This window comes from Occallatibacter riparius (assembly GCF_025264625.1).
Lineage (GTDB): Bacteria > Acidobacteriota > Terriglobia > Terriglobales > Acidobacteriaceae > Telmatobacter > Telmatobacter riparius.
Genome location: NZ_CP093313.1, coordinates 132,016 through 153,263, shown reverse-complemented (window position 1 = coordinate 153,263; position 21,248 = coordinate 132,016). Strand labels below are relative to the sequence as shown.

Below are 21,248 nucleotides of genomic sequence, written 5' to 3'. Positions count from 1 at the left end.
ATGGAAGCCACGGGACGACGCGATCGTCCGGAGAAATCCAATGCCCTGTACTCGTGATATCGAAACCCGCAACTGAAACACGACACTCTCCGCGCAGGGACATCACTCCTGCCGGGAATTCCTGATCGCAGATCACACTCCCGCTCCATCTGGCCCGCAACTTCCAAGGCTTGTCCCGGAGCACCAAGATATCCCGTGTCGTCTTTATCCTGCCGTTCGCGATCTTTCCAGCAGAGGCGGGAGTCAATAACGCGACTAGTCCCGCGCGGTGCTGCAACACCTTGAAGCAATGGGCTCGGTCATCATCAAGCAATTCGGCAGTCGCCAATCATCAGTGCCTGCCCACGACGCAAACCAAACAACTGGAGAAACGAATGTCAGAAGAAAAAGCATTTTGTTACACCATATTGCAGCTGCGCTTCAAATTGCGCGTCGAGCCCGGTGTATTTCTTGCCCACAGTCGCGAACCCGCCGCGGCCATCGCGAAGGTAAAAGGCCTGATCTGGAAGATATGGGTCTTCAGCGATCAGGAGTCCGAGGTCGGAGGCGTATATCTGTTTGTCAGCCGCGAAGCCGCCCAGAGCTACCTGAGCCATCCCGTCATCCAGGCCGTGCACAACCATCCCGCCGTTGAAAGCGCCCAATCCCAATTCTGGGATGTAGAGAACTCCCTTTCGGCCATCACACGGGCTCCTTTGCCGGAATTCCTCGCAGGACAGTTTTCACTAATCTCAGCGATCGCAGGAGGTCAGTAATGCAGAACCCCCAAGCCAATTCCAATGGCGAGAACATGCACCAGAAGATCGAGCAGTTCGCCGGCCAGGTGGTAACCGATCTCGCAGCGGCCATGGCCGGCGCCATGACCAACATCGGGCACAAACTCGGGCTTTACCAGGCAATGGCAGACAGTGGTCCCATCCATTCCGATCAACTGGCGCAACGCACGAACACGAATGAGCGCTCTGTCCGCGAGTGGCTGCGCGGGCAGGTGGCGGGTGGATACGTGCGGTTCGATGCCGTCACGAACCAATATGTGCTGCCCCCCGAACACGCCTTTGTGCTAGCGAATCCTGACAGTCCCGCATTCCTCTCCCCCGCGTTCGACGTGGCCGCATCTCTGTGGCTCGGCGAGGAGAAGATCCTCGCCGCGTTTCTCTCCGGCGATGGAGTGGGCTGGCACGAACACGACTGCCGCCTGTTTTCTGGGACAGAGGCCTTCTTTCGCACTGGCTACCGGGCGCACCTGACGCAAACCTGGATTCCCTCTCTCCGCGGCGTTGCGGAAAAGCTGTCCGCCGGCGGATATGTGGCGGATGTCGGCTGCGGACACGGCGCTTCGGTCATCTTGATGGCGAAGGCATACCGACAATCGAAATTCTTGGGTATCGATTATCACGAGTCTTCGATCCGCGTCGCGCGAGAAAGGGCGATGCAGGCTGGAGTGGCCGATCAGATTCGGTTTGAAGTCGCTACGCCGCGGGTGCTTGCGGATAGTGAGGACAAATTCGACCTGGTGTGCTTCATGGATTCGTTACACGACATGGGGAATCCGCTGGAAGCCGTCCAGGCAGCCCGGCAGTCAGTCGCATCCGATGGCGCGCTGATGCTGGTGGAGCCTTTCGCCAGGGACCAACCCGCCGAAAACGTAGGCCCGGTGGCGAGGCTCTACTACTCCGCGTCCACCGCCCTTTGCACGCAGAACGCACTCTCACAGGGAGGACACTACTCACTGGGAGCACAGGCCGGCGCCGCCCAGTTGACGGCAATCCTTAACAAAGGCGGATTCCAGAACACGCGAGTGGCGGTGGAGACGCCGTTCAACCTGATTCTCGAAGCTCGCCCCTGAACCGCGTGTGGGGAGCGCAGTTGGGGCCGGCCAGGCCCGGCTCCCCTGCAGCGCCCTCGAGCTCAAGCTTCCGACCTTAGCATGTATCATGCGCTCAGCCGCAGCCTCCTTACCCTCCCCCTATCGCTCATCCACCGCCGTACAGAGCGCCTTCCGTGCAACTGGCTTCCACCGCGTCACTTCTTTGAGACGAACGTGTCGTCTTTCCCGTGCCGTTCACGATTTCAAAAACAGAGGCGGTCGAACTCCGCACTCCAAATCAGGAGAAAACACATGTTCCGTCGCATTGCTGTCTTCACTTATGGGATTGCCTGCTATGTAGCTTCCCTTGCAACCTTCGCCTACCTGGCAGCGTTCCTCGAGAACGTTGTGGTGCCCACATCCATTGATTCGGTGCGCAAGTCTTCGCTGGGGATCGCCTTCGCCGTTGACCTTGCCTTGCTCCTGCTGTTCGGGATTCAGCACAGCGTAATGGCCCGTCCCGGATTCAAGGCAATGTGGACGAAAGTCATTCCACCGGCCGCGGAGCGCAGCACTTACGTCTTGTTCTCCTGCATTGCCATGTTTGTGATGTTCTGGTGGTGGCAGCCCATGGGCGGAGTCATCTGGAGCGTTCAAAACGCCTACGGCAGGCTTGCGCTGTATTCGCTCTACGCACTCGGATGGGCCCTGGTGCTTGCAACAACATTCCTGATCGATCATTTTGATCTGTTCGGACTGCGCCAGGTGGTGTTGCAACTCATCGGTCGCCCCTACACGGCGCTGCGCTTCCGCACTCCAGGGCCTTACAAGCTCGTTCGCCACCCGCTGTATGTAGGCTGGGTCACGGTCTTTTGGTCCACGCCGGACATGACCGCCGCGCACCTGCTCTTCGCTCTCGGGCTTACCGTCTACATCCTCATTGCAATCCGCTACGAGGAACGCGACCTTGTCCAGTTCCACAGCGAATACGCCGCCTATCGCCGCCGCGTGCCGATGATGGTGCCAATTGGAGCGCAGCCTCTCAACGAAAACAAGCCGGCAGTCAAAGACGTCGCCTGATCGCCGGTCTTCATTGTCGAAAAACGAGTGACTTGATCTGCAGGCGAGCGCAGCTTTCGATAAGGGGTTCCTCCTGCGCTTGAACCAGCAATCTGCAAGGAGGACCTATGTCGGAGCTACTGCCCACGGAAACGTCGAACAGCCAGCTCCTGGAAACGATCGAGAGGCAGAGACGAATTATCTGTGAGCTCTTGATCAAAAACCAGTCGTTGAGGAAACGCTTGACGCACATCGAAACCAGCGCCGACGAGCCGAGCGCGAGAGAGAGCACGAAGCGCCGGATTGATCCTGCTCCTCACACGGCTCAATTCGCCGAAATGCGAATACATCGCGGCAACGAAACTCAGGTATTTCACGGCGCATCGTCGTAGGGTTTCAAAGCCCTCCGCAACCATGCGAAGCGAGCGCTTAATCCCCATTCACATACAGAACCAAGGAGAGAATCGATGTCAACCGCCACCAACTCTTTAACTGAATCTGGGATCAACACGAAGACCGAAAGAACAGCGAGCCGTCGCGCTGAGTCTCTCGCTGCTCGCATTGAAGAGGGCGCTGCCGGTCTGCAGGCTTTCGCTGAACAGCTTTCAGACGCGGAGTGGCTTACACCCGTATCGCCAACAGACAAACGTTCCATTGGAATCATCGTTCATCACGTCGCCAGCATGTATCCCATTGAGGTCGGTGTGGCGCGAGCAGTCGCGGACGGCCAGTCTGTCGCGCACGTCACCTGGGAACTCGTCGCACAAATCAATGCGAAGCACGCCGCCGAAAATGCACATGTATCGAAGGCCGCGGCTATCGAACTCCTGCGCCAGAATAGCCGCGAGGCTGCGGCTGCAGTGCGTGCCTTCACGGATGAAGATCTTGATCGTGCAGCCCCTCTCTCGCTCAATTCCGGCGCTCCCCTTACGGCTCAGTTCGTCATCGAAGATCACGCGTTGCGGCATAGCTGGCATCATCTGAGGGCAATTCGAAAGAGCGTATGCCGTTAACGTAAAGAGCCGGTTCGGAGCCGCCAACCTACAGTAATTCGGCAGAAGCACGGCTGCTCGAACTGCTGGGCAAAACTTCCCGAACTCTCGGGCAGTTCAAACTGCGGCATCCATGCGTCGGAGAAAGAAAGCGGACGAACAGACAAGCCACGAACGCAACGATGTTGCATGGTGGAGTCAGCCGAGTATAGAGGGCGGTGAGGGTCCTCATCCTCCTCGGTTCAAGTAACCGGATGTAAGGAGCCGATCCGCGGCAAGGATACAGAACGGGCTTTTCCTAGAACAATTTCATAGATCATGCACACTTCGAACCTCACCTGAATACCTTGTGCTTCAAGTCGGTCCTTGGGAAGTGATTGAAGAAGCAAGAGTGAGGCCGCTGCCCAATTGTTCAACTCATCGTCGAATCACCGGCATGCTCTTCCGGCTGCAAGTTGACGTATAACGGGCGACCCGCTCTCTTGGTTCCAGATTAGGGGGCGCCTTCGGCAGAAGGACGCGTAGGCGACTTTACGTCAAGGGGGATCGCGAATATTGGCCCGCTTCCCGGTACGTATCTCTGATTCAGATCGCAATCCGATCTCAATGAGCGATTTGCCGTGTTGGCTGCAATTGAATTTGTGCGCTGCAGAAATCTGCCTGGACATTGAAGATGGTGAAACGCCGGAAGGCGGCACCGAAGTGCCTACTCGCATGGATATCTTGCCCTTTACTCTGTTCGTAACGCAGAGGCGGGGTCGATCTTGGAAATGCGAATTGCCGGAAGGACGCAGGCTATGAGCGATACCGTGCTAAGCATCGTCGAAGCGATTAGCTGTGCACTGAGGTCCGTCGGCGTAACCCCGTAAATCAACGAGCGGACAGCTCTCGCAAGAAGGATCGATGAGGGAACTCCGATAAACAAGCCAATCCCGAGTAGCTGCAGCGTTCCCAGCAGCACGCTGCCGATCACCTGTTGTGGCAGAGCTCCGACCGCCAGCCGCACTGCGAATTCCGGAGTGCGGCGCGCGACGGTGTATGCAATTAGACCGTAAAGTCCGACGGCGGAAAGCACCAGTGCCAGGAGACCGAAGATGCCGACCAGCGTTGAAATCAATCGCTCATTGACGATGCTTTCGTCTATCTGTTCGGAGAGCGTGATTGGCTCCTTGACGAGCGAGTCTGGTGCGACGGTGTGGATCCGGCGGGTAAGCGTTGCAGTAAGCGCCGTGGGGGGCAGGGTTGTGCGAACCAGTAGAGTCAGGCGGAAATTGCGATCATAGGGCTGTCGCACGGGGAGGGAGATGAAGGGCGTTGCCGGTTCGCGCAGGTCGGACTGGTGGATGTCCTGCACGACGCCGGCAATTCGGTAAGCTGCATCATTGATGTGGACTTCGACGCCGATAGGATCTCGACCCGGGAAATAGTGGCGGGCGGCTGCCTGGTTCAGGAGGGCGACGTGGGGTGCGGAGTCCACATCGCTTGAACTGAGATCGCGTCCGCGCAGCAGAGGCGTGTTGAGGGTCTTGAAGTAATCTTCGCTAACGTGATCAAGATTGATAAGGCTGTCCGCGTCCGAGGTCCTGCGATATCCGGGAACGATGAAGCCGGCGTGGCGTCCGCTTGTGTCGAACGGCGTCGCCGCGGAGAGCGCCGCTGACTGCACCCCCGGCGTTACACGCACTACGGAGAGGATGCGATCCCAGGCAGCGAGGCGTGCCGGAGATTCAGGATATCCAGATTCCAGTAGATTGATTTGCATCAGGGCGACCTGGCCTGCGGAGAAGCCAGGATCGATGCTGTGTAGATTGCGCAGTGTTCTCAGGAAAAGTGATGCCCCGACGAGCAGAATCAGCGAGAGCGCAACCTGCAGCACAATCAGGGCGCGCCCGAGGCTCATGCGAGGCGCGGACTCGCTCATTCTTGAGCCCTCTTTCATCGCGGAGTGAGGGTCGGTGCGCAGCATATGCAGGATGGGAGCAGCGCCGAAGACTAGCGTAGCTAGCAGCGGCAGCGCCAGGACGAAGACAAGCAACGGCCCATCGAAATGAAAGCTGAGTTGAATGGGCTGCGGCCCAGTCGAGAAGAATCGCAGCAGAAGGCGCACAACAGCGAAGGCGACGGCAAGGCCCGCAGCCGCTCCAACAAAGAAGAGTAGAGCGGTCTCGGTAAGGAGCTGACGCAGCAGTCGGCGGCGTCCTGCTCCCAGCGCGATGCGGACGGCGAACTCGCGTTCGCGGGCGGGTGGCGCGGGCCAGCAGCAGATTTGTTATGTTGGCGCAGGCAATCAACAGCACTAGCGCGACGACCGCCATGAGCGCCTCCAGGGGACGCTCAAACTGTTTGCGTAGTGCACCGAGACCTTTGGCGGCGGAGACAAGCTCGATGTGATTGAACTGGTCGCGGCGTGCCTCGGCCGATACAGGAAACTCGGTCATATAACTTTGGAAGAGCGTATCGATTTCAGCTCGCGCCTTTGCAGGCGAGACTCCGGGAGCGAGGCGTCCGACGGCCTGAAACCAGGGCGAGTTGTGATCTGCGAGCATACCGGCCCCGTCGTGGGGACCGAGATTCATGGTTGTAATCGGAATCGTGATGTCATCGCGGTGACCGGGCTGCAGGCCGGAGAATCCCTTCGGTGCGACGCCTACAATCGTGAACGACGTTCCATCGAGGGTGAAGCTACTCCCCAGCGCCGCAGCGCTCCCCGCATATCGCGTCTGCCAGTAGTCGTAGCTGAGGACAGCCACGGCGGGGTTCAGTAGCTCATCCTGGGCCGTAAGGAGGCGGCCTAGAGCGGCCCGCAGTCCTAGCACCTCGTAGTAGTTGCCGGAGACCCGAGCTCCGTTCGCTGTCTCGAAGTTTGCTGAAGACTCCGGGCGAATCTTTAATTGCGCCCGTCCCGAATAGGCGGCTACCGATTCGAGCGAGTGCGCCTCCCTTTGCATACGCTGCAGAAAGGGATAGGGAGGAGCGATGCCGAGCCCCGCCGCCCCGGCGAAATCGACGAAGTAGAGGCGTTGCGGACTGCCGACGGGAAGCGAGCGCAGAAGAATGGCATCCATTAGGGCAAAAACGGCGACATTGGCGCCCATGCCCAGCGCAAGCGTGAGAATCGCCGTCAACGCAAATCCAGGATTGCGCAGCATACCGCGTACCGCATAGCGCAGGTCGCGCCATAGATGGTTCAGGAGCAGAAACCGGCTTTGGTCGCGCAGATTCTGCTGGTGCAAGCCAGCATTGCCAAACTGACGGCGCGCGGCGAGGCCGGCCTCTTCTGGTGCCACCCCTTGGGCAGCAAAGCGTTCCGTGAGAAGAGCAATATGAGTCTCAAACTCCTCCCCCATCCGGTGCGAGCGAGTGAAGAGAGCACAGACTTTAGAAAGGAAGATACGCATCGAATGCCCTTTCAGGATGCCATCACTCAACAACTACTCCTGATTTTGCAAGGCCAACACTCGCCCGATCACGCCGGAGATCCGCTTCCAGTTTTCCGTCTCGACCGTAAGCTGTTTCTGTCCCTGCGGCGTGATTGAGTAAAACCTCGCTCTGCGGTTGTTCTCCGACGTTCCCCACTTGGACTGAATCCATCCCTGCTGCTGCAATCTCAGAAGCGAGGTGTAGACCGTACCCTCATTCAGGGTCAGAATGTCCTCGCTTACTTGCTCGATGCGTCGAGCAATGCCGAACCCATGCAACGGCCCAAGCACATTGAGAGTCTTGAGGATCATCATGTCGAGCGTGCCTTGCAGAACTTCTGATTTGTCGGCGCTCACGATCACTCCTTTGGTTGCTGCAAAGGTATCACACACACATTTGGAATGTCCAAAGGAGAATCACTTCGAGGGGGCCACACTCTTCATTCCGTGCTTCTGTTGGCGCGTCTTGCAGCCTTTTGATCCGAAATCTCCGCAGCAGAGCGCCCAAGACATTCTCCATCTCATAGACCACTTGAACACAGTCATTGGTTGATCAGCGCGTAACCGCCGAGTCACTCATCGACAGAGACTATCCCGAAAATCGGTTGACTCTGTGGATGCGCGATACTTGGGCCCATCAAGTTGACGAGAAAAGGGCCTTTTCGGACAAGTGATCTTCCCCAGCTGGCAAACGCCACCTTTCTCAACGAGCGATAAATCGCCAATGTACTCACCGGCAACTCGATTTGCCCCTGTCGATGACCAGAACCCGCGAATCCGTTGGTGGTTTGGCGATCTTGGCGGTCGAGCCTGCAGCGTCATAGCTCCTTTCCGGTGGACTCAGAACCTGTTTGCGCCATGCTGCTCCAGAGCGACGCTTGCGGATAGATCAGTCGCGAGGCTGCCAGCACCACTCCCACGCAGATGTCGTTGGCGAGATGAACGTCGGGCATGACAGCAATCCGCTGAACATCTGGGACGCGCTGGAGACGCCCCAGAGCTTCCGCGACTTCATGGCCCAGCGGAGCTTTGAGCCACATTCAGATTGGAGGCAATGATGGGTCAGTCATTCTCAACTCCTGTCATGAAGGCAGGAACGAACGCAAGCTCCGGAGCGCGCTTCCGTGAAATGCTTATAGCAACCTCGGTGCTGAGCCCTGGTTGATTTTGTCGAAGCCAGGTCATGGCCTCCGAGGTGAAACGACCTTCGGAAATGCCAACGTGCGCCAATAGATGCCCACAATCTGGAGCCGGAGAAACTTCTTCGACGAAGATCTCGTAGCCATGAAATTGCGAGTCTGCACTTGCTAGCGCGAGGTTCAGGGCGCGTTGCAACTGACGATAGAATAGCTTGGTCTTCCGCATTACCTTGCGGTCGGTTGATGCTCTTTTCTGAGCCGTTGCCCCAGAAGTGCTTCGGCGACCCCCGGATCCACGGACTCCGCCATTCGATTACGACGCTTTTGCCGCTTCACAAACTTCTCCCTGCCGCGCACAGGCGCGACTTGCCGTCCTGCGCATGTGTGCAGGTGCGGGTTCAACTCATGAGTTGAAATTGGGAGCCAGCCCGGCCGGATGGATTAGGCGGCGACGAGCAGGCTCGACGGCTTCGGACTATTGGCAATCGGCGACATAGTCTCCTCCGGTCTTCGTCGAGTTGCAGATCGATCTGTGAAGTTGTCGATTCGCCCTACGATTATGCCCCAATCTGGTTTTCGTTCAAGCTCGATTGCTAATTCATTGCTCCAAAATCCAAACCGTGCTTTCTTGTGCAAGGAAAGGAGACCTCCATGCGAACTAATCAGCGATTGCATGACTGTGTGAATGGCACGGCGCAGGACGGCTCTGTTTCTAGCTTCCTCTGCCGCGCATAACGGCAACCCCTAACGTTGTATGGCTTGATGGGAGCGGCGTCAAGCACCGGAAGCGTTCTCTCCCCCATGATGGCGCAAGGCTTATCGTAGGCATCTGTGACGAGAACGCGGAACAATCCCTGGCCGGGGCGGGGAAGAACGATCTGCGGCTTGCCACTCGATTCGACTGCGGCGAGAGCGCGGGGGTGCCTGTTTCAAGCTGCTTGGCGGCGTACGTTTGAAGACGTTGCGAGACCTGATTCCACAGGTCGCGACCGGTTTCCAATTCCGAGTCATATCCTTTGCCCTGGACCGTATCCAGTTTGAAATCAGCCGGAGATTCAATCCATGCTTCCCTTGGCCAGAAGAACGGTTCGGCAAGCATGATGCAGCCGATATTCGGATTCTCGGGCGGAAGCATTGGTGTAGGCCGGTAGTGGGCAATGCGTTGCCGCATTTCATCGAGGGACCGCACGCCGTTCGCCTCGCCAATTGTCTCCCACGCAAGATTGACTGGCAGCTGATGGAACCGAACGAAGAAGCCACCGCCAGCGATGAAGTTCAGAGACGCGTCAAGCATTTAGCGCCTATTTTTGGAACGTACCAGCAGTGTGCGTCGCGCGACACGATCTCCCGCAGTCGGTCATATGCAAAAACTCGCATATGCGTATATAATAGTATTATCTCTTATGCCCGATTCTCTACGCCGTTTCAAGGCTGACGTATTCCAGGCTCTGGCCCATCCCACTCGGATCGCCATTATCGAGTTGCTGGGGACTCGGGAAGTCTCTGCGGGCGACCTGATTCAGGAGCTTGGGATGGAGCAGGCCAATGTTTCGCAGCATCTGGCTGTCCTTCGCTCAAGACAACTGGTCGTGAACAGAAAGGCCGGGAACCAGGTCTTCTATTCGGTTCGGGACCCCCTCCTGCTTGAGGTCCTTGCCCTGATGCGGACGTATTTTCAGAAGCACTTGTCTGAAGCTTTGGCCATTCTGGACGAGATTGGCGAATCACCGGCGGAGAACGGCAAGTGATTGGGCCTTCTGAAATGTGTAAGGCACTCCTGTCGTCCGTTCCGTGCACTCGCACAGGAGAATCATGTTGAACGCGCATTTCTGGGCCACTTCCCTAGGTTCCGTTGCAGAGCATCGACTCAGTTCGACGCTTCTCATTGTGGCCTGCTGGCCCGCTATTGCGCTTGCCTGTCTATTCCGCGCCCGCAGCATTCGATATGTTGCGCGATTCCTTTTCCCGCTGGGAGCGCTAATCTGCGTAGCCCTGTTCGTGATGGCGGGAAGCTTTCTCATGTCAGGCCACGGGCCCGAAGTGCTGACGCTGCCACTGGGCCTCCCCGACCTTCCTTTCCATCTGCGGCTGGATGCCCTGTCTGCCTTCTTTCTCATTATCTTGGGCTTGTCGGGGGCGGGGATCTCCACCTTTGCCGCGGGATATTTCCGCAGCGGCGAAGGAACTGCCCCCGGTCTGCTTGGCCTCCATTACCACATCTTTCTTGCCAGCATGGCGGTAGTGATGCTGGCGGACGACGCGTATCTCTTCATGGTGGCCTGGGAGACGATGGCGCTGACCTCGTACTTCCTCGTAACCTCGCAGCATCGCATTCCGGAGATTCGGCGCGCGGGATTCCTTTACCTATTGATGGCGCACCTCGGCGCCGTCTGCATTCTGCTTAGCTTCGGAGTCATGCAGGGTGGAAGCTGGCAGTTCACGCTCGACGCGATGCGTAGCGCTTCGCTCACACCATTCTGGGCCAGTGTGGCGTTTACGCTGGCGCTTCTCGGATTCGGCGCGAAGGCCGGCCTAGTGCCGATGCATGTCTGGTTGCCCGAGGCGCACCCGGCAGCGCCTTCGCCGGTTTCGGCCATGATGAGTGGCTTGATGCTCAAGACGGCCATTTACGGCCTGCTGCGCGTTACGTTCGATCTGCTCCACGTTCGGTTCTGGCAATGGGGAGTGGCAGTGCTCGCGCTGGGCCTTTTCTCGGCTCTCTTCGGCGCCATCTTTGCCGCCGTGCAGACCGACATGAAGCGTCTCCTGGCGTATTCCTCGATCGAAAACGTCGGACTGATCTTTACCGGCATTGGACTCTCCATTCTCTTCGCGGGCAGCAACCTGCGCCTGTTCGGCGCGCTGGCGCTCGCGGCGGCCCTCATTCACGCGCTCAATCACTCGCTCTTCAAGAGCATGTTGTTTCTGACCACCGGCAGCGTGTTGCACGCGACCCGGCAGCGCAGCCTGGGCAAGCTCGGCGGGCTGATTCGTCCGATGCCCTGGGTTGCCGCCCTGGCGCTGATCGGCACACTTGCCATTGCGGGCTTGCCGCCACTCAACGGCTTTGTATCCGAGTGGCTGCTCCTCCAGTCCTTCCTCTACACGCCGCAGCTGCCTCACGCATTCATCAACATGCTGATCCCTCTCGGAGCCGCGGCGCTGGCTCTCACGGTCGCTCTGGCCGCATACGTGATGGTGAAGTTTTACGGCATTATTTTCCTGGGGAACGCGCGCGAAACATTTTTGGCGCACGCCCATGATGCGAACTGGCTGGAACGGGTCGGCCTGTCGTGGCTCGCCGCCGGTTGCATCGCCATCGGAGTGCAGCCGCAGCTCGCGCTCCACGCTGCAGGAAAATCCACAGGGATGCTACTAGGACAGACCATCGCGCCCGATCCCTCTGTCTGGCGCATCGCGCCGATTGCACCGGAGCAGGCCTCCTACAGCGGATGGATCTTTCTTGCCATCATCCTGGTCACCATCGCGGTGACGTTTCTGCTGGTGCGCCTGCTCGCCCACGGGCGTATTCGTAGAACCGCGGCCTGGGACTGCGGGTACCCCTGGCAGACCTACCGCATGCAGGACACGGCCGAAGGCTTCGGCCAGCCGATTCGGCACATGTTCGGCGCCTTTTTCCGCATGGAGCGCGACCTTCCGGCGCCTACGGACCTAACGCCCCGCTATCGCGTTCACATTGAAGATCACTTCTGGCGGGCGCTGTACCGGCCGGTCGCCGCCGCCGTGCAGAAAATGGCAGACGCCGTCAGCTTTCTGCAGGGCGGCAGGCTCGCCTTCTATTTGCTCTACAGCTTCATCACGCTGCTTGGGCTGCTGGTGTTCGTTCTATGAGGGGTATCGCATTCGTCTGGCAATTCGGAGAAGTGATTCTCGCCGTCGCGCTGGCGCCGCTCTTTTCAGGGTGGATCGCCCAGTGCAGGGCGTGGATGCAAAATCGGACCGCGCCGCCCTTGACGCAGCCCTATCGCATGCTGCACAAGCTGTTCTACAAAGACGCGGCACTGGCTACAAATGCTTCTCGGCTGTTTCGCACTGCGCCGTACGTTCTCTTCGGGACCATGGTTCTGGCTGCGGCGATCATTCCTTCGGTGGTGACAGATCTCCCCTTTGCTCGCGCCGCTGACGCGATCGCGCTGATTGGGCTTTTCGCCACCGCCAGAGTGTTTCAGGCCCTAGCCGCGATGGATATTGGCACCGCGTTTGGAACGCTCGGCGCGCGCCGCGAAATGATGATCGGCTTTCTTGCCGAACCGGCAATGCTCATGGTGTTCTTCAACGCGTTTCTTCTTTTCGGCAGCACCGCTCTCACCACGCTGGTGGACAATCGCGCGACGCATCCATCTGTTATCGACCCGAGCGTGATCTTTGCCGCCATCGCGTTCATCATGGTTCTGCTGGCGGAGAATGCGCGCATCCCGATCGACAATCCTGCTACGCACCTCGAACTCACGATGATTCACGAGGCGATGGTGCTGGAATATTCCGCGCGGCATCTTGCTCTGATCGAATTGGCTTCGAGCATGAAGCTCTTCAATTACGCATGTATAGGGCTTTCGCTGTTTCTGCCCTGGGGTATTGCCATCCATGGTGCACATGTCGGCTCGGTGCTGATTGCGCTTGCTGCATTGCTTGTGAAGCTTGCTTTCTGCGGAGCCGGGATTGCGCTGATCGAATCCGTCTCCGCCAAGCTGCGTATCTTCCGCGCTCCCGAGTTCATGGCCATGGCCTTTCTGATCGCGGTGCTCGGGTTGCTGGTCCACCTTCTGCTGGGAGCCAATACGATTGCTTAAATCCCCTCTCCATGTCGAATTGCTGAAGCTGCTGGCCGCGAGCATGCTGCTGATTTCGTTTGCGATGCTGTCTACGCGGCGAATCCAGCAACTGATTACGTTGTTTGCGTGGCAGGGCGCGATCTTGTTTTTCTCCACCACTCTGGTGGCACATGAAGCGCGGCTCACCGAGCTTTATTTCTCCGCCGGACTCACGCTGATCCTGAAGGTGATCACATTGCCGCTCATCCTTCATATCCTGATCAGGCGGCTGGGCGCGCAATGGGATAACGAGCCGTTGGTGAATATTCCGGTCACCATGCTGGTCGGGCTGGTGCTGGTCATCTTCGCCTTTGGCCTGGCGCAGCCCATCAGCCTGCTCGCTACTACCATCACTCGTCACACCATCGGCATTGCGCTTGCGGTCATCCTGCTCTCGTTCCTGATGATGATCACCCGCCGCAAGGCTGTCACCCAGGTGATTGGGTTTCTTGCCATGGAGAATGGCCTGTTTTTCGCCGCAACCAGCGCCACGTATGGGATGCCGATGGTGATCGAATTGGGGATCGCCCTCGATCTCCTGGTAGCCGTGTTCATTCTCGGCATCTTCTTCTTCCAGATTCGCGAGCAGTTCGACAGTCTCGACCTGCACCACCTTGAATCTCTGAGGGAGGAGTAGACGTGGAACTCTGGCTCGTGTTGGGAATGCCGCTGCTGGGAACGTTCGTGCTCGCCGCGGTGGGCGCGCGCCGTTATGCTCCTGAAGTCAACGTGGGCATGAGCCTAGGCACCCTGCTCGCGGCATCGCTCCTGGTTGTCCGGATCATTCGCAACGGCCCTCTCTTGATGGGTCACGAACAATTCTTTGTCGATCCGTTCAATGTATTTCTGGTCGCGCTGACCGCATTCGTGGGTTTTACTACGGCGATCTTTTCGCGCCCCTATATGCGCATCGAGGAACACCACGGCCGTCTGAATGCGCGGCGCCTGCGCCTCTATCACAGCATGTATCAGCTCTTTATGTTCGCGATGCTGCTTGCACTGCTCACGAACAATATGGGCTTGCTCTGGGTTGCAATGGAAGCCGCCACTCTCTCCACTGTACTTCTGGTCTCGCTGTACAGAACGAAGGCAAGCCTGGAAGCAGCATGGAAGTACTTCATCCTCTGCGGTGTAGGTATCGCCCAGGCGCTCTTCGGAACGATACTCCTCTACTTTGCCGCGGAGCGAACCCTCGGCCGCCAGGGCATGACAGCGTTGCTTTGGACACATCTCAACGCGGCCAAAGCCGATCTCGAACCCACCGTCATGGCGCTCGCATTCGTCTTCTTGCTGGTTGGATACGGAACCAAGGTGGGACTGGCCCCGCTGCACAACTGGCTTCCTGACGCACACGCGGAAGGTCCGACTCCGGTCTCCGCGGTGCTTTCGGGGTTGTTGTTGAATGTGGCCCTGTACGCCGTGATCCGCTGCAAGGTCCTCGCCGTCGGCTCCATCGGCACCCTGATGCCCGGGCGCATGCTGATGGCTTTCGGATTGTTCTCCGCGGTGCTTGCGGCATTCTTCCTGTGGAGGCAGCGCGACATCAAACGTCTCTTCGGCTATTCATCCATCGAGCACATGGGGATCATCACCTTTGCGTTCGGATTGGGCGGCTCGGTGGCCAACTTTGCGGCGCTGTTGCACATGACCGTCCATTCCCTTACGAAATCTTCCATCTTCTTCACGGCCGGGCACGCCTCCCAAACCGCGGGCACGCAGCAGATGGATGGAATACGTGGCCTGGTGGGAATCAGCCCGACGATCGGATGGGGCCTGATGCTCGGTTCGCTCGCGATCCTCGGCATGCCGCCCTTTGGCGTATTCGCGAGCGAATTCCTGATCCTTACGACGGCGATGCGGGAGCATCCATGGTCGACACCGTTCCTTCTTATTGCGCTCGGCGTGGCATTTGCCGGGATCTTCATGAAGGTGCAACCGATGGCGTTTGGAGAGAACAATGCGCCCAAGCTTCCGCACTCTCCTGCGCTGGTACCCGTGTTTGTGCATCTGGCCATGGTCCTGGTTCTGGGCCTCTATATTCCCCCGGCGCTGGCAGAGTGGTATCGCGCGGCCGCGAGGCTGATTGGATGACCATATGACTGCACAAATCGACGAGGCAGCGAAAAGACTGCCATCGAATCTGCCGTGCCGCTATACACTCACGAGCGCTGTTGAGTTCCGGGAGTTGGCAAAGTCGATGCGCGCCGCCGGCGGACGCTTCTTGACGCTCTGGGGCGCCGATGATCGCGACCGCGATGGCCGCTTTCGCGTCTACGCGGCATTCCTGGATGCCGCCGGGCTGTTGGTGGTTGAACATGACATGCACGGCGGGGCTGAGCCGCTGCTGCCCAGTCTCGGTGAATTCTTCCCCAGTGCTGTGCGCATGGAACGCGCCGTGTTCGATCTGCTCGGCATCAGGAGCCTGGAACCAGATCATCGCGGATGGCTGCGCCACGGCGGATGGCCTGAAGATGTATTCCCGCTTCGGCGAGACTTCGACAGCAGTGCTCAATTTGGCATGGTTTCGGAGCCTTATCCTTTTGTTCAGGTCGAAGGGGAGGGCGTGCATGAGATTGCTGTGGGTCCAGTCCATGCAGGCACCATCGAACCGGGTCACTTTCGATTCTCGGTGGTTGGAGAAAAAGTCCTACGGCTTGAACAGCGGCTCGGTTACAAGCATAAAGGAATCGAAAAGCGGTTTGAGAGCTTGGTTCAAAAGGAAGGCCATACGCTTGCAGCGCGTATTTGTGGCGATTCCGCGGTCGCGTACGCATGGGCCTACTCTGCGGCTCTGGAAGCCGTAACCGGCGTCATCTGCCCACCCCGTGGGGTTCAACTGCGCGCCCTGGCACTCGAACATGAGCGGCTCGCCAACCATCTCGGGGATCTGGGGGCACTTGGAAACGACGCGGGCTTTGCCTTTGGACTCACGCAGTTCTCCCGCATGAAAGAAGATCTGTTGCGCACCAACCAAGCCTGCTTCAACGCCCGCTACCTGATGGATTTTGTCGTGCCGGGAGGCGTAGTGTCCGACCTACCCGATGCGGATCCTCGGTCCGTGCTCGATCGCTATAACTTGCTCGAACACGATGTCGTCGGCTTGCGGAATATTTACGATAACCACGCCGGGGTTCAGGATCGTTTCCGCGGGACAGGGACCCTGGCCCGCGAAACTGCGTGGGAACTCGACGCCGCAGGTCTGGCGGCGCGCGCCTCGGGCGTTCCGCACGACCTTCGCGCGGATTTTCCATGGCAGCCCTACGACAAGATGAATGTGAATGTGTCGACGCAGGCTTCCGGAGATGTAGCAGCGCGCGTGTCGGTCCGCTTCGATGAAGTTCTCGAATCGCTACGCATTTGTCGCGCTTTGCTCGCGGACCTTCAGGCCGGCGATATTCGCCGCGCTGTTCCGAGCGCCGGCGCGGGCCTTCTCGGAATTGGAGTGATCGAGGGCTGGCGCGGTCCTGTGCTCATCGCTCTTGAAACCGGCCCGAACGGCAGCATTCGCCGATGCCATGCGCATGACCCGTCGTGGCAGAATTGGCCTCTGATCGAATACGCGATTTTGGGAAATCTCGTGCCCGATTTTCCATTGATCAACAAATCTTTCAACCTGTCCTACACCGGGCACGACCTCTGAGGCTCTTATGATCAACACGCTCTCGCGGATGATCCGCTCAGGGATATTGACCGAACAGGTCTCGCCAGCGAATGCAGACGCTGCAACTGGCGCTCTCCAGCAGCGCATCCTCAGGATTCTCGGCCGTGCTCTCTGCATCCGTCACGTCGATGCAGGATCGTGCAACGGCTGTGAGCTTGAGATACAGGCGCTCAATAATCCCTATTACAACCTCGAAGGCGTCGGCATAAAATTCGTGGCAAGTCCTCGACACGCCGACCTCCTTCTCGTCACCGGTCCCGTTTCGGTGAATATGGAAGAAGCCCTGAAGAGAACGTTCGATGCCGTTCCGGATCCCAAGCTTGTGATTGCGGTTGGCGATTGCGGAGCGTGCGGAGGCGTGTACGGCAAAACCTACGCGACCAGAGGCGGTGTCGCGGATATCATTCCGGTCAATCATTCGATAATGGGTTGCCCTCCGACTCCGGCAGCCATCCTCGAAGCCATCCTGCAAACCGTTCAGTCAACTGGCAAATGAACGACTCGCTCTATGGATGGGGACTCGGTCGACATGAGATCAAGGACGGAACCACGCCATTCACTGCACGTTGTACTCACCTCATCAGGCCATGGCGATTTGAATCGACCATACCTTGGCACGCGAAAACATCGCGAACGTGCGGGCCCCGTCAACCTTCACGCCCTGCGAGGCCGCGAAGGTTCCCGCAGCGGGCCCAAAGCCGTACTTGTCTGCAGGCATTGCCTGCGCGACACCCATAAACTCGTGCTCCGGCTCCCGGCTTCGCGGGAAAACAACTCGAGAACTTTTTCAATACCTGGCGTCGAGCCGCTGACCACTTCGATATCTGTCATCATATCGACCAATGTCCCGCGATGCCAGCAAAAGGCACGTCGACCATGGAATCGCGCTCCACAGGGAGCGGCGACTCCTGGCCGGGCCCATGTTGCGCAGCCTTTAGAAGTACGCTTCCGGCCGCACCTGCCTGCATGAAGCGCCGCCGCGTCTACGACTCATTGCCGCCCCTCATCTCGATTAGATCTCCTCCGTACCCCGCTTAGAGGATGCACGGCCTCATACGAGGCATGCTCTTCCAAGGGTGACTTGCGGTGCCCAAAACGGAAACCCCGATTCACGGCTGACCACATGATGGCACTCGAAGTTTACATCGCTCTATCGCCGGTAAAGAGTAGCGGCGAGTGGCCCACCGACTTCGGCAAGCGCCCCGCGAACGTATTCTCCTATGCGAGGAACAACTACTGGCAGCAAATTACCGCGTCGCGCAAGGTGGCAGCTCCCGCTTCCGCTACGTGCGTCGCGGGCCTGGAGTCGCTGGGGTCGCGGTAAGAACAACCATTCCTGGTCGCCCCCCGTACAGGTCCGCACGGGCGCTCATTAGCGCATGCGGCTCTTATCTCTGTTGTGCAGCGGCGAAGCGATGAATCGGCCAGGGATGAAGGGCGCGCGGAATCGCGAGCCATTGTGCAGCAAATTTCGAACGGCGCATTCAGGCATACAGCCCAGATCGGCTCGGCAGTCACAACTCTGGTGCCGCTTTCGCAGAATAGATCTCGCATCACCTTGTTCTTCTGGGCTGACACGCTTCCTGTAATCGCTCCCGTTAGCATCAGCGGGCGGGAAACTCCAGATCGATACGCGCATGCAGTCGCTCGCTGAAACCGACGGGCAACTCGAAGACGTGATCGTCGGCGGTGAGGATGATGATGTTCCGCGTCGAGTCGAGAATCGCCGAGCATATCTCACAGTGGTCCAGATGCTTCTGCACCACCTCTCGCGTCTCATCGGACAAGGTCCCATCGAGATATCCGGAGATGTGCTCCCAAACGTGTTTGCATTCTATGACCAAGGCAGCCACCTCCTTTTCGGCGCTGGGTTCACTGTCTTTAGTCGTGGTGCCAGCTGCTTTTGTAGCATCATGCGGGCCCGATGCAGTCGGACCTTCACGGCCGGTACGCTTATCTTTAATGTCTCGGCGGTCTCGTTGATGCTGAGCTCCTCCACATCTCGCAGGAAGAATACCTCTCGATAAATATCGGGGAGACTCTGAATTGCTTTCTGAAGCAATACTCGCACCTCGGAACGTTCGACCGCCTCCGAGGGAATCTCGCGCCAGTCCCGGAGGAGAGCAGGCGAGACGGGCGAATCTTCGGCGACAGACGTATCAAGGGATTCCATTCGAACCGTCGTTTGCCGCCGCAACCTGCCGCGTGCCTCATTTAGTGTGATGCTGATTAGCCAGGTGCTGAAACGAGACTCGGAGCGGAAGGACGAGAGGTGGCGGAAAGCGCGGACAATCGCTTCCTGAGCGACGTCTTCCGCATCGGCCTCGTTCTTCATGTATGACAAAGCCATCATGTAGACAGCCCGTTCGTGAGGGCGAATCAACTCGTGAAAGAGCTGGGTATCGCCCGCGAGTATGGCCGTTATCATCTCGGCTTCTGTCCTGCGTTCGACGTTGGACTCCATGTTAGGAGGTGGCTCCCAGTTGTTTGGTGATGAACGTATCCACCGCGAAGAATCCGGCTCCGAAGATCAAAACCATCAGCGAAGCGAACAGAAACGTATAAGGATCGGCGATGTAAAACTTCCCCGGATCGGAAAAAACAGACGTCAGAGCCTCACGGTCTGCAGTCCAGTATGCAACCAACATGTTGCCGGCCAGAAGAAGTGCGATGGGGCGGGAGAACAGACCCAGCATCAGCAAAATGCCGCCAACAAACTCCAGGCCTGACACGAAGTGTGCGTTGAAGGCCGGAAACGGTATGTTCAGGCTCGCAAAGAACCCGATGATTTTGGGCAAGTCGTGGAGTTTGCCCCAACCTGTCTGGGCGAATTGGAACCCCCAATACAAGCGGACAGCCAGCAGCATCGGAGACTGCAACGATGATGCGATTTTAACGAACCGCCGATAAAGGGGAAGCAGCTGGTTCACAAGATTCCTTTCTTTCAGCAACTCCCGCATTGGCTGGAATTTGCTCTTTCGCACCGTTAGAGGGACGAGGCGTCGTATGGTTACAACCTTTTCCAGAGCACATTCGTTGTAACCAATGGTGACGTGGCACGTCAGACGGGCGCAGAAAGCAGGAGGTCTTCGATGCGATCCCACGCAGCATACACGCTGTCCTTTGTTGCATTCGCTCTAAATATGAGCTCGGGGCATGTAAGCGCCCAGAGTCCGAGCGTGGAAAAGCCGGCGTCAGTCGCCATTGTGGAGTTGTTCACATCCGAGGGGTGTTCGAGCTGCCCACCAGCCGACATGCTCCTGCAGCAAATCAATCTAAAGCAGACCTCGCACAAGCAGCTCATCGTCGGCATCAGTGAGCACGTGACTTATTGGAATGAATTGGGCTGGAAGGACCCTTATTCTTTACCTGCCTTCACCGCCAGGCAGAGCGCGTACGCTTCGCGCCTGTCCCCGGAAGGCTCATATACCCCCCAGATGGTCGTGAATGGGCGGGACCAGTTCGTGGGCAGTGACGGGTCTGCACTCAAGCGAGCGCTCGAAGAGGACTCTCGACGCAGCCATGTAGCTCTTCACATTATCTCGTCGTCTCATAACACGTCAGTCCTGGACGTGACATTTTCGCTGAGTGCCCCTGTATCGAAATCTCTGGATGTCATCGCGGTTCTTACAGATGACAGTGATCGTTCGAACGTACTCCGTGGGGAGAACTCCGGGCGCTCACTCCAGCATGTCTCCGTCGCCCGGTTTCTAAGCCGCATAGCTACCGTGAAGGACGATGCGCAACACTCCATTCATATTGCTGTCCCTGACGGATTTCAGATTGGCCGTGCGGCGCATCACCTGATCCTCTTCGCGCAGGAGCCGCATCAGGGAGCCATTGTGGGTGCTGAGACGCTGCCTCTCTAGCAATTCACTCGTTCCGAATTTTCAAAACCACTTGTAACTTTGTGTGACCGAATGCTTCAGACATGCGCCCGAAAGCGTAAGGGAGAGGTTCTCCCAGGTCGGACTCCCTTATGGTCATAACACTCTCAACCCGCCAGACGCCCTGGCCTAACCCGAAAGGAACTCTTCATGAAGACCAATACGGTAAGCAATCTCGCACTGGCGGCGGCTTTCGCCGGCCTCCTCGGTGGAACCACAGCCCGTCTTAGCGCTCAGCCCGTCTCCGGCCACGCGGGGGCCTCCAGCCTCTCCGCAGTCGTCGGTGTCATGGCAGCGGATGACCAGAAGACGCTCCCCAAGCATGCCTGTAAGGGGCAGAACGACTGCAAGGGACAGGGCGGCGGCGACAAGAAGCACGCTGGCAAGAACGCCTGCAAGGGACAGGGAGCCTGCGCCACCGACGGTTCCAAGCCGAAGAGCTAATCCTTCCC

General features: G+C 58.3%; 21 protein-coding genes and 1 pseudogene. 14 read left to right on the top strand and 8 right to left on the bottom strand.

Features of this window, described 5'->3' with window-relative positions:
- Positions 1-281 precede the first annotated feature (281 nt).
- The 4 genes from MOP44_RS00515 to MOP44_RS00500 all read left to right on the top strand — a co-directional run bounded on the left by MOP44_RS00515 (position 282) and on the right by MOP44_RS00500 (position 3,879).
- Positions 282-755 (top strand): YdhR family protein, encoded by a 474-nt coding sequence (locus MOP44_RS00515; RefSeq protein WP_260793935.1) that lies wholly within the window; start codon positions 282-284, stop codon positions 753-755.
- On the top strand, positions 755-1,846 hold the full coding sequence (locus tag MOP44_RS00510) for a class I SAM-dependent methyltransferase (RefSeq protein WP_260793934.1): 1,092 nt from the start codon (positions 755-757) through the stop codon (positions 1,844-1,846). The genes MOP44_RS00515 and MOP44_RS00510 overlap by 1 nt, the downstream gene beginning before the upstream one ends.
- A gap of 273 nt (positions 1,847-2,119) precedes the next feature.
- Positions 2,120-2,887: a methanethiol S-methyltransferase gene (mddA, locus tag MOP44_RS00505; RefSeq protein ID WP_260793933.1), complete on the top strand. Its 768-nt coding sequence runs from the start codon at positions 2,120-2,122 to the stop codon at positions 2,885-2,887.
- A gap of 446 nt (positions 2,888-3,333) precedes the next feature.
- On the top strand, positions 3,334-3,879 hold the full coding sequence (locus MOP44_RS00500; protein WP_260793932.1) for a DinB family protein: 546 nt from the start codon (positions 3,334-3,336) through the stop codon (positions 3,877-3,879).
- A gap of 709 nt (positions 3,880-4,588) precedes the next feature.
- On the opposite strand, the gene MOP44_RS00495 is transcribed toward MOP44_RS00500, so the two are convergent.
- The 4 genes and pseudogenes from MOP44_RS00495 to MOP44_RS00480 form a co-directional block, all read right to left on the bottom strand.
- Positions 4,589-6,043: an ABC transporter permease gene (locus tag MOP44_RS00495; RefSeq protein WP_390905511.1), complete on the bottom strand. Its 1,455-nt coding sequence runs from the start codon at positions 6,041-6,043 to the stop codon at positions 4,589-4,591.
- A gap of 280 nt (positions 6,044-6,323) precedes the next feature.
- Positions 6,324-7,007, bottom strand: a pseudogene (locus MOP44_RS27940) (ABC transporter permease); the annotation flags it as partial.
- Positions 7,008-7,289: 282 nt separating this feature from the next.
- The gene (locus MOP44_RS00485; RefSeq protein ID WP_260793930.1) at positions 7,290-7,634 is read right to left on the bottom strand and encodes a PadR family transcriptional regulator; all 345 of its coding nucleotides are present in this window, start codon (positions 7,632-7,634) and stop codon (positions 7,290-7,292) included.
- A gap of 461 nt (positions 7,635-8,095) precedes the next feature.
- Complete coding sequence (locus MOP44_RS00480) at positions 8,096-8,317, bottom strand: RtcB family protein (protein ID WP_260793929.1); 222 nt, start codon at positions 8,315-8,317, stop codon at positions 8,096-8,098.
- A 1,502-nt stretch (positions 8,318-9,819) separates the two neighbouring features.
- On the opposite strand from MOP44_RS00480, the gene MOP44_RS00475 reads away from it, so the two are divergent.
- The 7 genes from MOP44_RS00475 to MOP44_RS00445 all read left to right on the top strand — a co-directional run bounded on the left by MOP44_RS00475 (position 9,820) and on the right by MOP44_RS00445 (position 17,405).
- Positions 9,820-10,164 carry an ArsR/SmtB family transcription factor gene (locus MOP44_RS00475; protein ID WP_260793928.1) on the top strand — a complete coding sequence of 115 codons (345 nt, stop codon included), beginning with the start codon at positions 9,820-9,822 and terminating at the stop codon, positions 10,162-10,164.
- 64 nt (positions 10,165-10,228) lie between these two features.
- A complete protein-coding gene (hyfB, locus tag MOP44_RS00470; protein ID WP_260793927.1) occupies positions 10,229-12,268 on the top strand; it encodes a hydrogenase 4 subunit B in 2,040 nt (679 codons plus the stop codon).
- Positions 12,265-13,227, top strand: coding sequence for a respiratory chain complex I subunit 1 family protein (locus tag MOP44_RS00465; RefSeq protein WP_260793926.1), 963 nt, complete (start codon positions 12,265-12,267; stop codon positions 13,225-13,227). The genes hyfB and MOP44_RS00465 overlap by 4 nt, the downstream gene beginning before the upstream one ends.
- Positions 13,220-13,885: a hypothetical protein gene (locus MOP44_RS00460; protein ID WP_260793925.1), complete on the top strand. Its 666-nt coding sequence runs from the start codon at positions 13,220-13,222 to the stop codon at positions 13,883-13,885. Before MOP44_RS00465 ends, MOP44_RS00460 begins: the two co-directional genes overlap by 8 nt.
- Positions 13,886-13,887: 2 nt before the next feature.
- Positions 13,888-15,339: a hydrogenase 4 subunit F gene (locus MOP44_RS00455; RefSeq protein ID WP_260793924.1), complete on the top strand. Its 1,452-nt coding sequence runs from the start codon at positions 13,888-13,890 to the stop codon at positions 15,337-15,339.
- 4 nt (positions 15,340-15,343) lie between these two features.
- The gene (locus MOP44_RS00450) at positions 15,344-16,888 is read left to right on the top strand and encodes a hydrogenase large subunit (RefSeq protein ID WP_260793923.1); all 1,545 of its coding nucleotides are present in this window, start codon (positions 15,344-15,346) and stop codon (positions 16,886-16,888) included.
- 7 nt (positions 16,889-16,895) lie between these two features.
- Positions 16,896-17,405 carry an NADH-quinone oxidoreductase subunit B family protein gene (locus MOP44_RS00445; protein ID WP_260793922.1) on the top strand — a complete coding sequence of 170 codons (510 nt, stop codon included), beginning with the start codon at positions 16,896-16,898 and terminating at the stop codon, positions 17,403-17,405.
- Positions 17,406-17,489: 84 nt separating this feature from the next.
- Here MOP44_RS00445 and MOP44_RS00440 read toward each other — a convergent pair whose 3' ends face one another.
- Positions 17,490-17,645 carry a hypothetical protein gene (locus tag MOP44_RS00440; protein WP_260793921.1) on the bottom strand — a complete coding sequence of 52 codons (156 nt, stop codon included), beginning with the start codon at positions 17,643-17,645 and terminating at the stop codon, positions 17,490-17,492.
- A gap of 387 nt (positions 17,646-18,032) precedes the next feature.
- On the opposite strand from MOP44_RS00440, the gene MOP44_RS00435 reads away from it, so the two are divergent.
- Positions 18,033-18,233 carry a hypothetical protein gene (locus tag MOP44_RS00435; protein ID WP_260793920.1) on the top strand — a complete coding sequence of 67 codons (201 nt, stop codon included), beginning with the start codon at positions 18,033-18,035 and terminating at the stop codon, positions 18,231-18,233.
- Positions 18,234-18,513: 280 nt separating this feature from the next.
- Here MOP44_RS00435 and MOP44_RS00430 read toward each other — a convergent pair whose 3' ends face one another.
- From MOP44_RS00430 to MOP44_RS00420, 3 genes are read right to left on the bottom strand one after another with little or no spacing between them, the layout of a single operon-like run.
- A complete protein-coding gene (locus tag MOP44_RS00430; protein WP_260793919.1) occupies positions 18,514-18,753 on the bottom strand; it encodes an anti-sigma factor family protein in 240 nt (79 codons plus the stop codon).
- Positions 18,744-19,373, bottom strand: coding sequence for a sigma-70 family RNA polymerase sigma factor (locus tag MOP44_RS00425; RefSeq protein WP_260793918.1), 630 nt, complete (start codon positions 19,371-19,373; stop codon positions 18,744-18,746). Before MOP44_RS00425 ends, MOP44_RS00430 begins: the two co-directional genes overlap by 10 nt.
- 1 nt (position 19,374) lies before the next feature.
- Positions 19,375-19,788: a DoxX family protein gene (locus tag MOP44_RS00420; RefSeq protein ID WP_260793917.1), complete on the bottom strand. Its 414-nt coding sequence runs from the start codon at positions 19,786-19,788 to the stop codon at positions 19,375-19,377.
- Between the two features lie 213 nt (positions 19,789-20,001).
- Here MOP44_RS00420 and MOP44_RS00415 point away from each other — a divergent pair, with 213 nt between their 5' ends.
- Positions 20,002-20,778 carry a DUF1223 domain-containing protein gene (locus MOP44_RS00415; protein ID WP_260793916.1) on the top strand — a complete coding sequence of 259 codons (777 nt, stop codon included), beginning with the start codon at positions 20,002-20,004 and terminating at the stop codon, positions 20,776-20,778.
- 168 nt (positions 20,779-20,946) lie between these two features.
- Positions 20,947-21,240, top strand: coding sequence for a hypothetical protein (locus MOP44_RS00410; RefSeq protein ID WP_260793915.1), 294 nt, complete (start codon positions 20,947-20,949; stop codon positions 21,238-21,240).
- Positions 21,241-21,248: the final 8 nt, after the last annotated feature.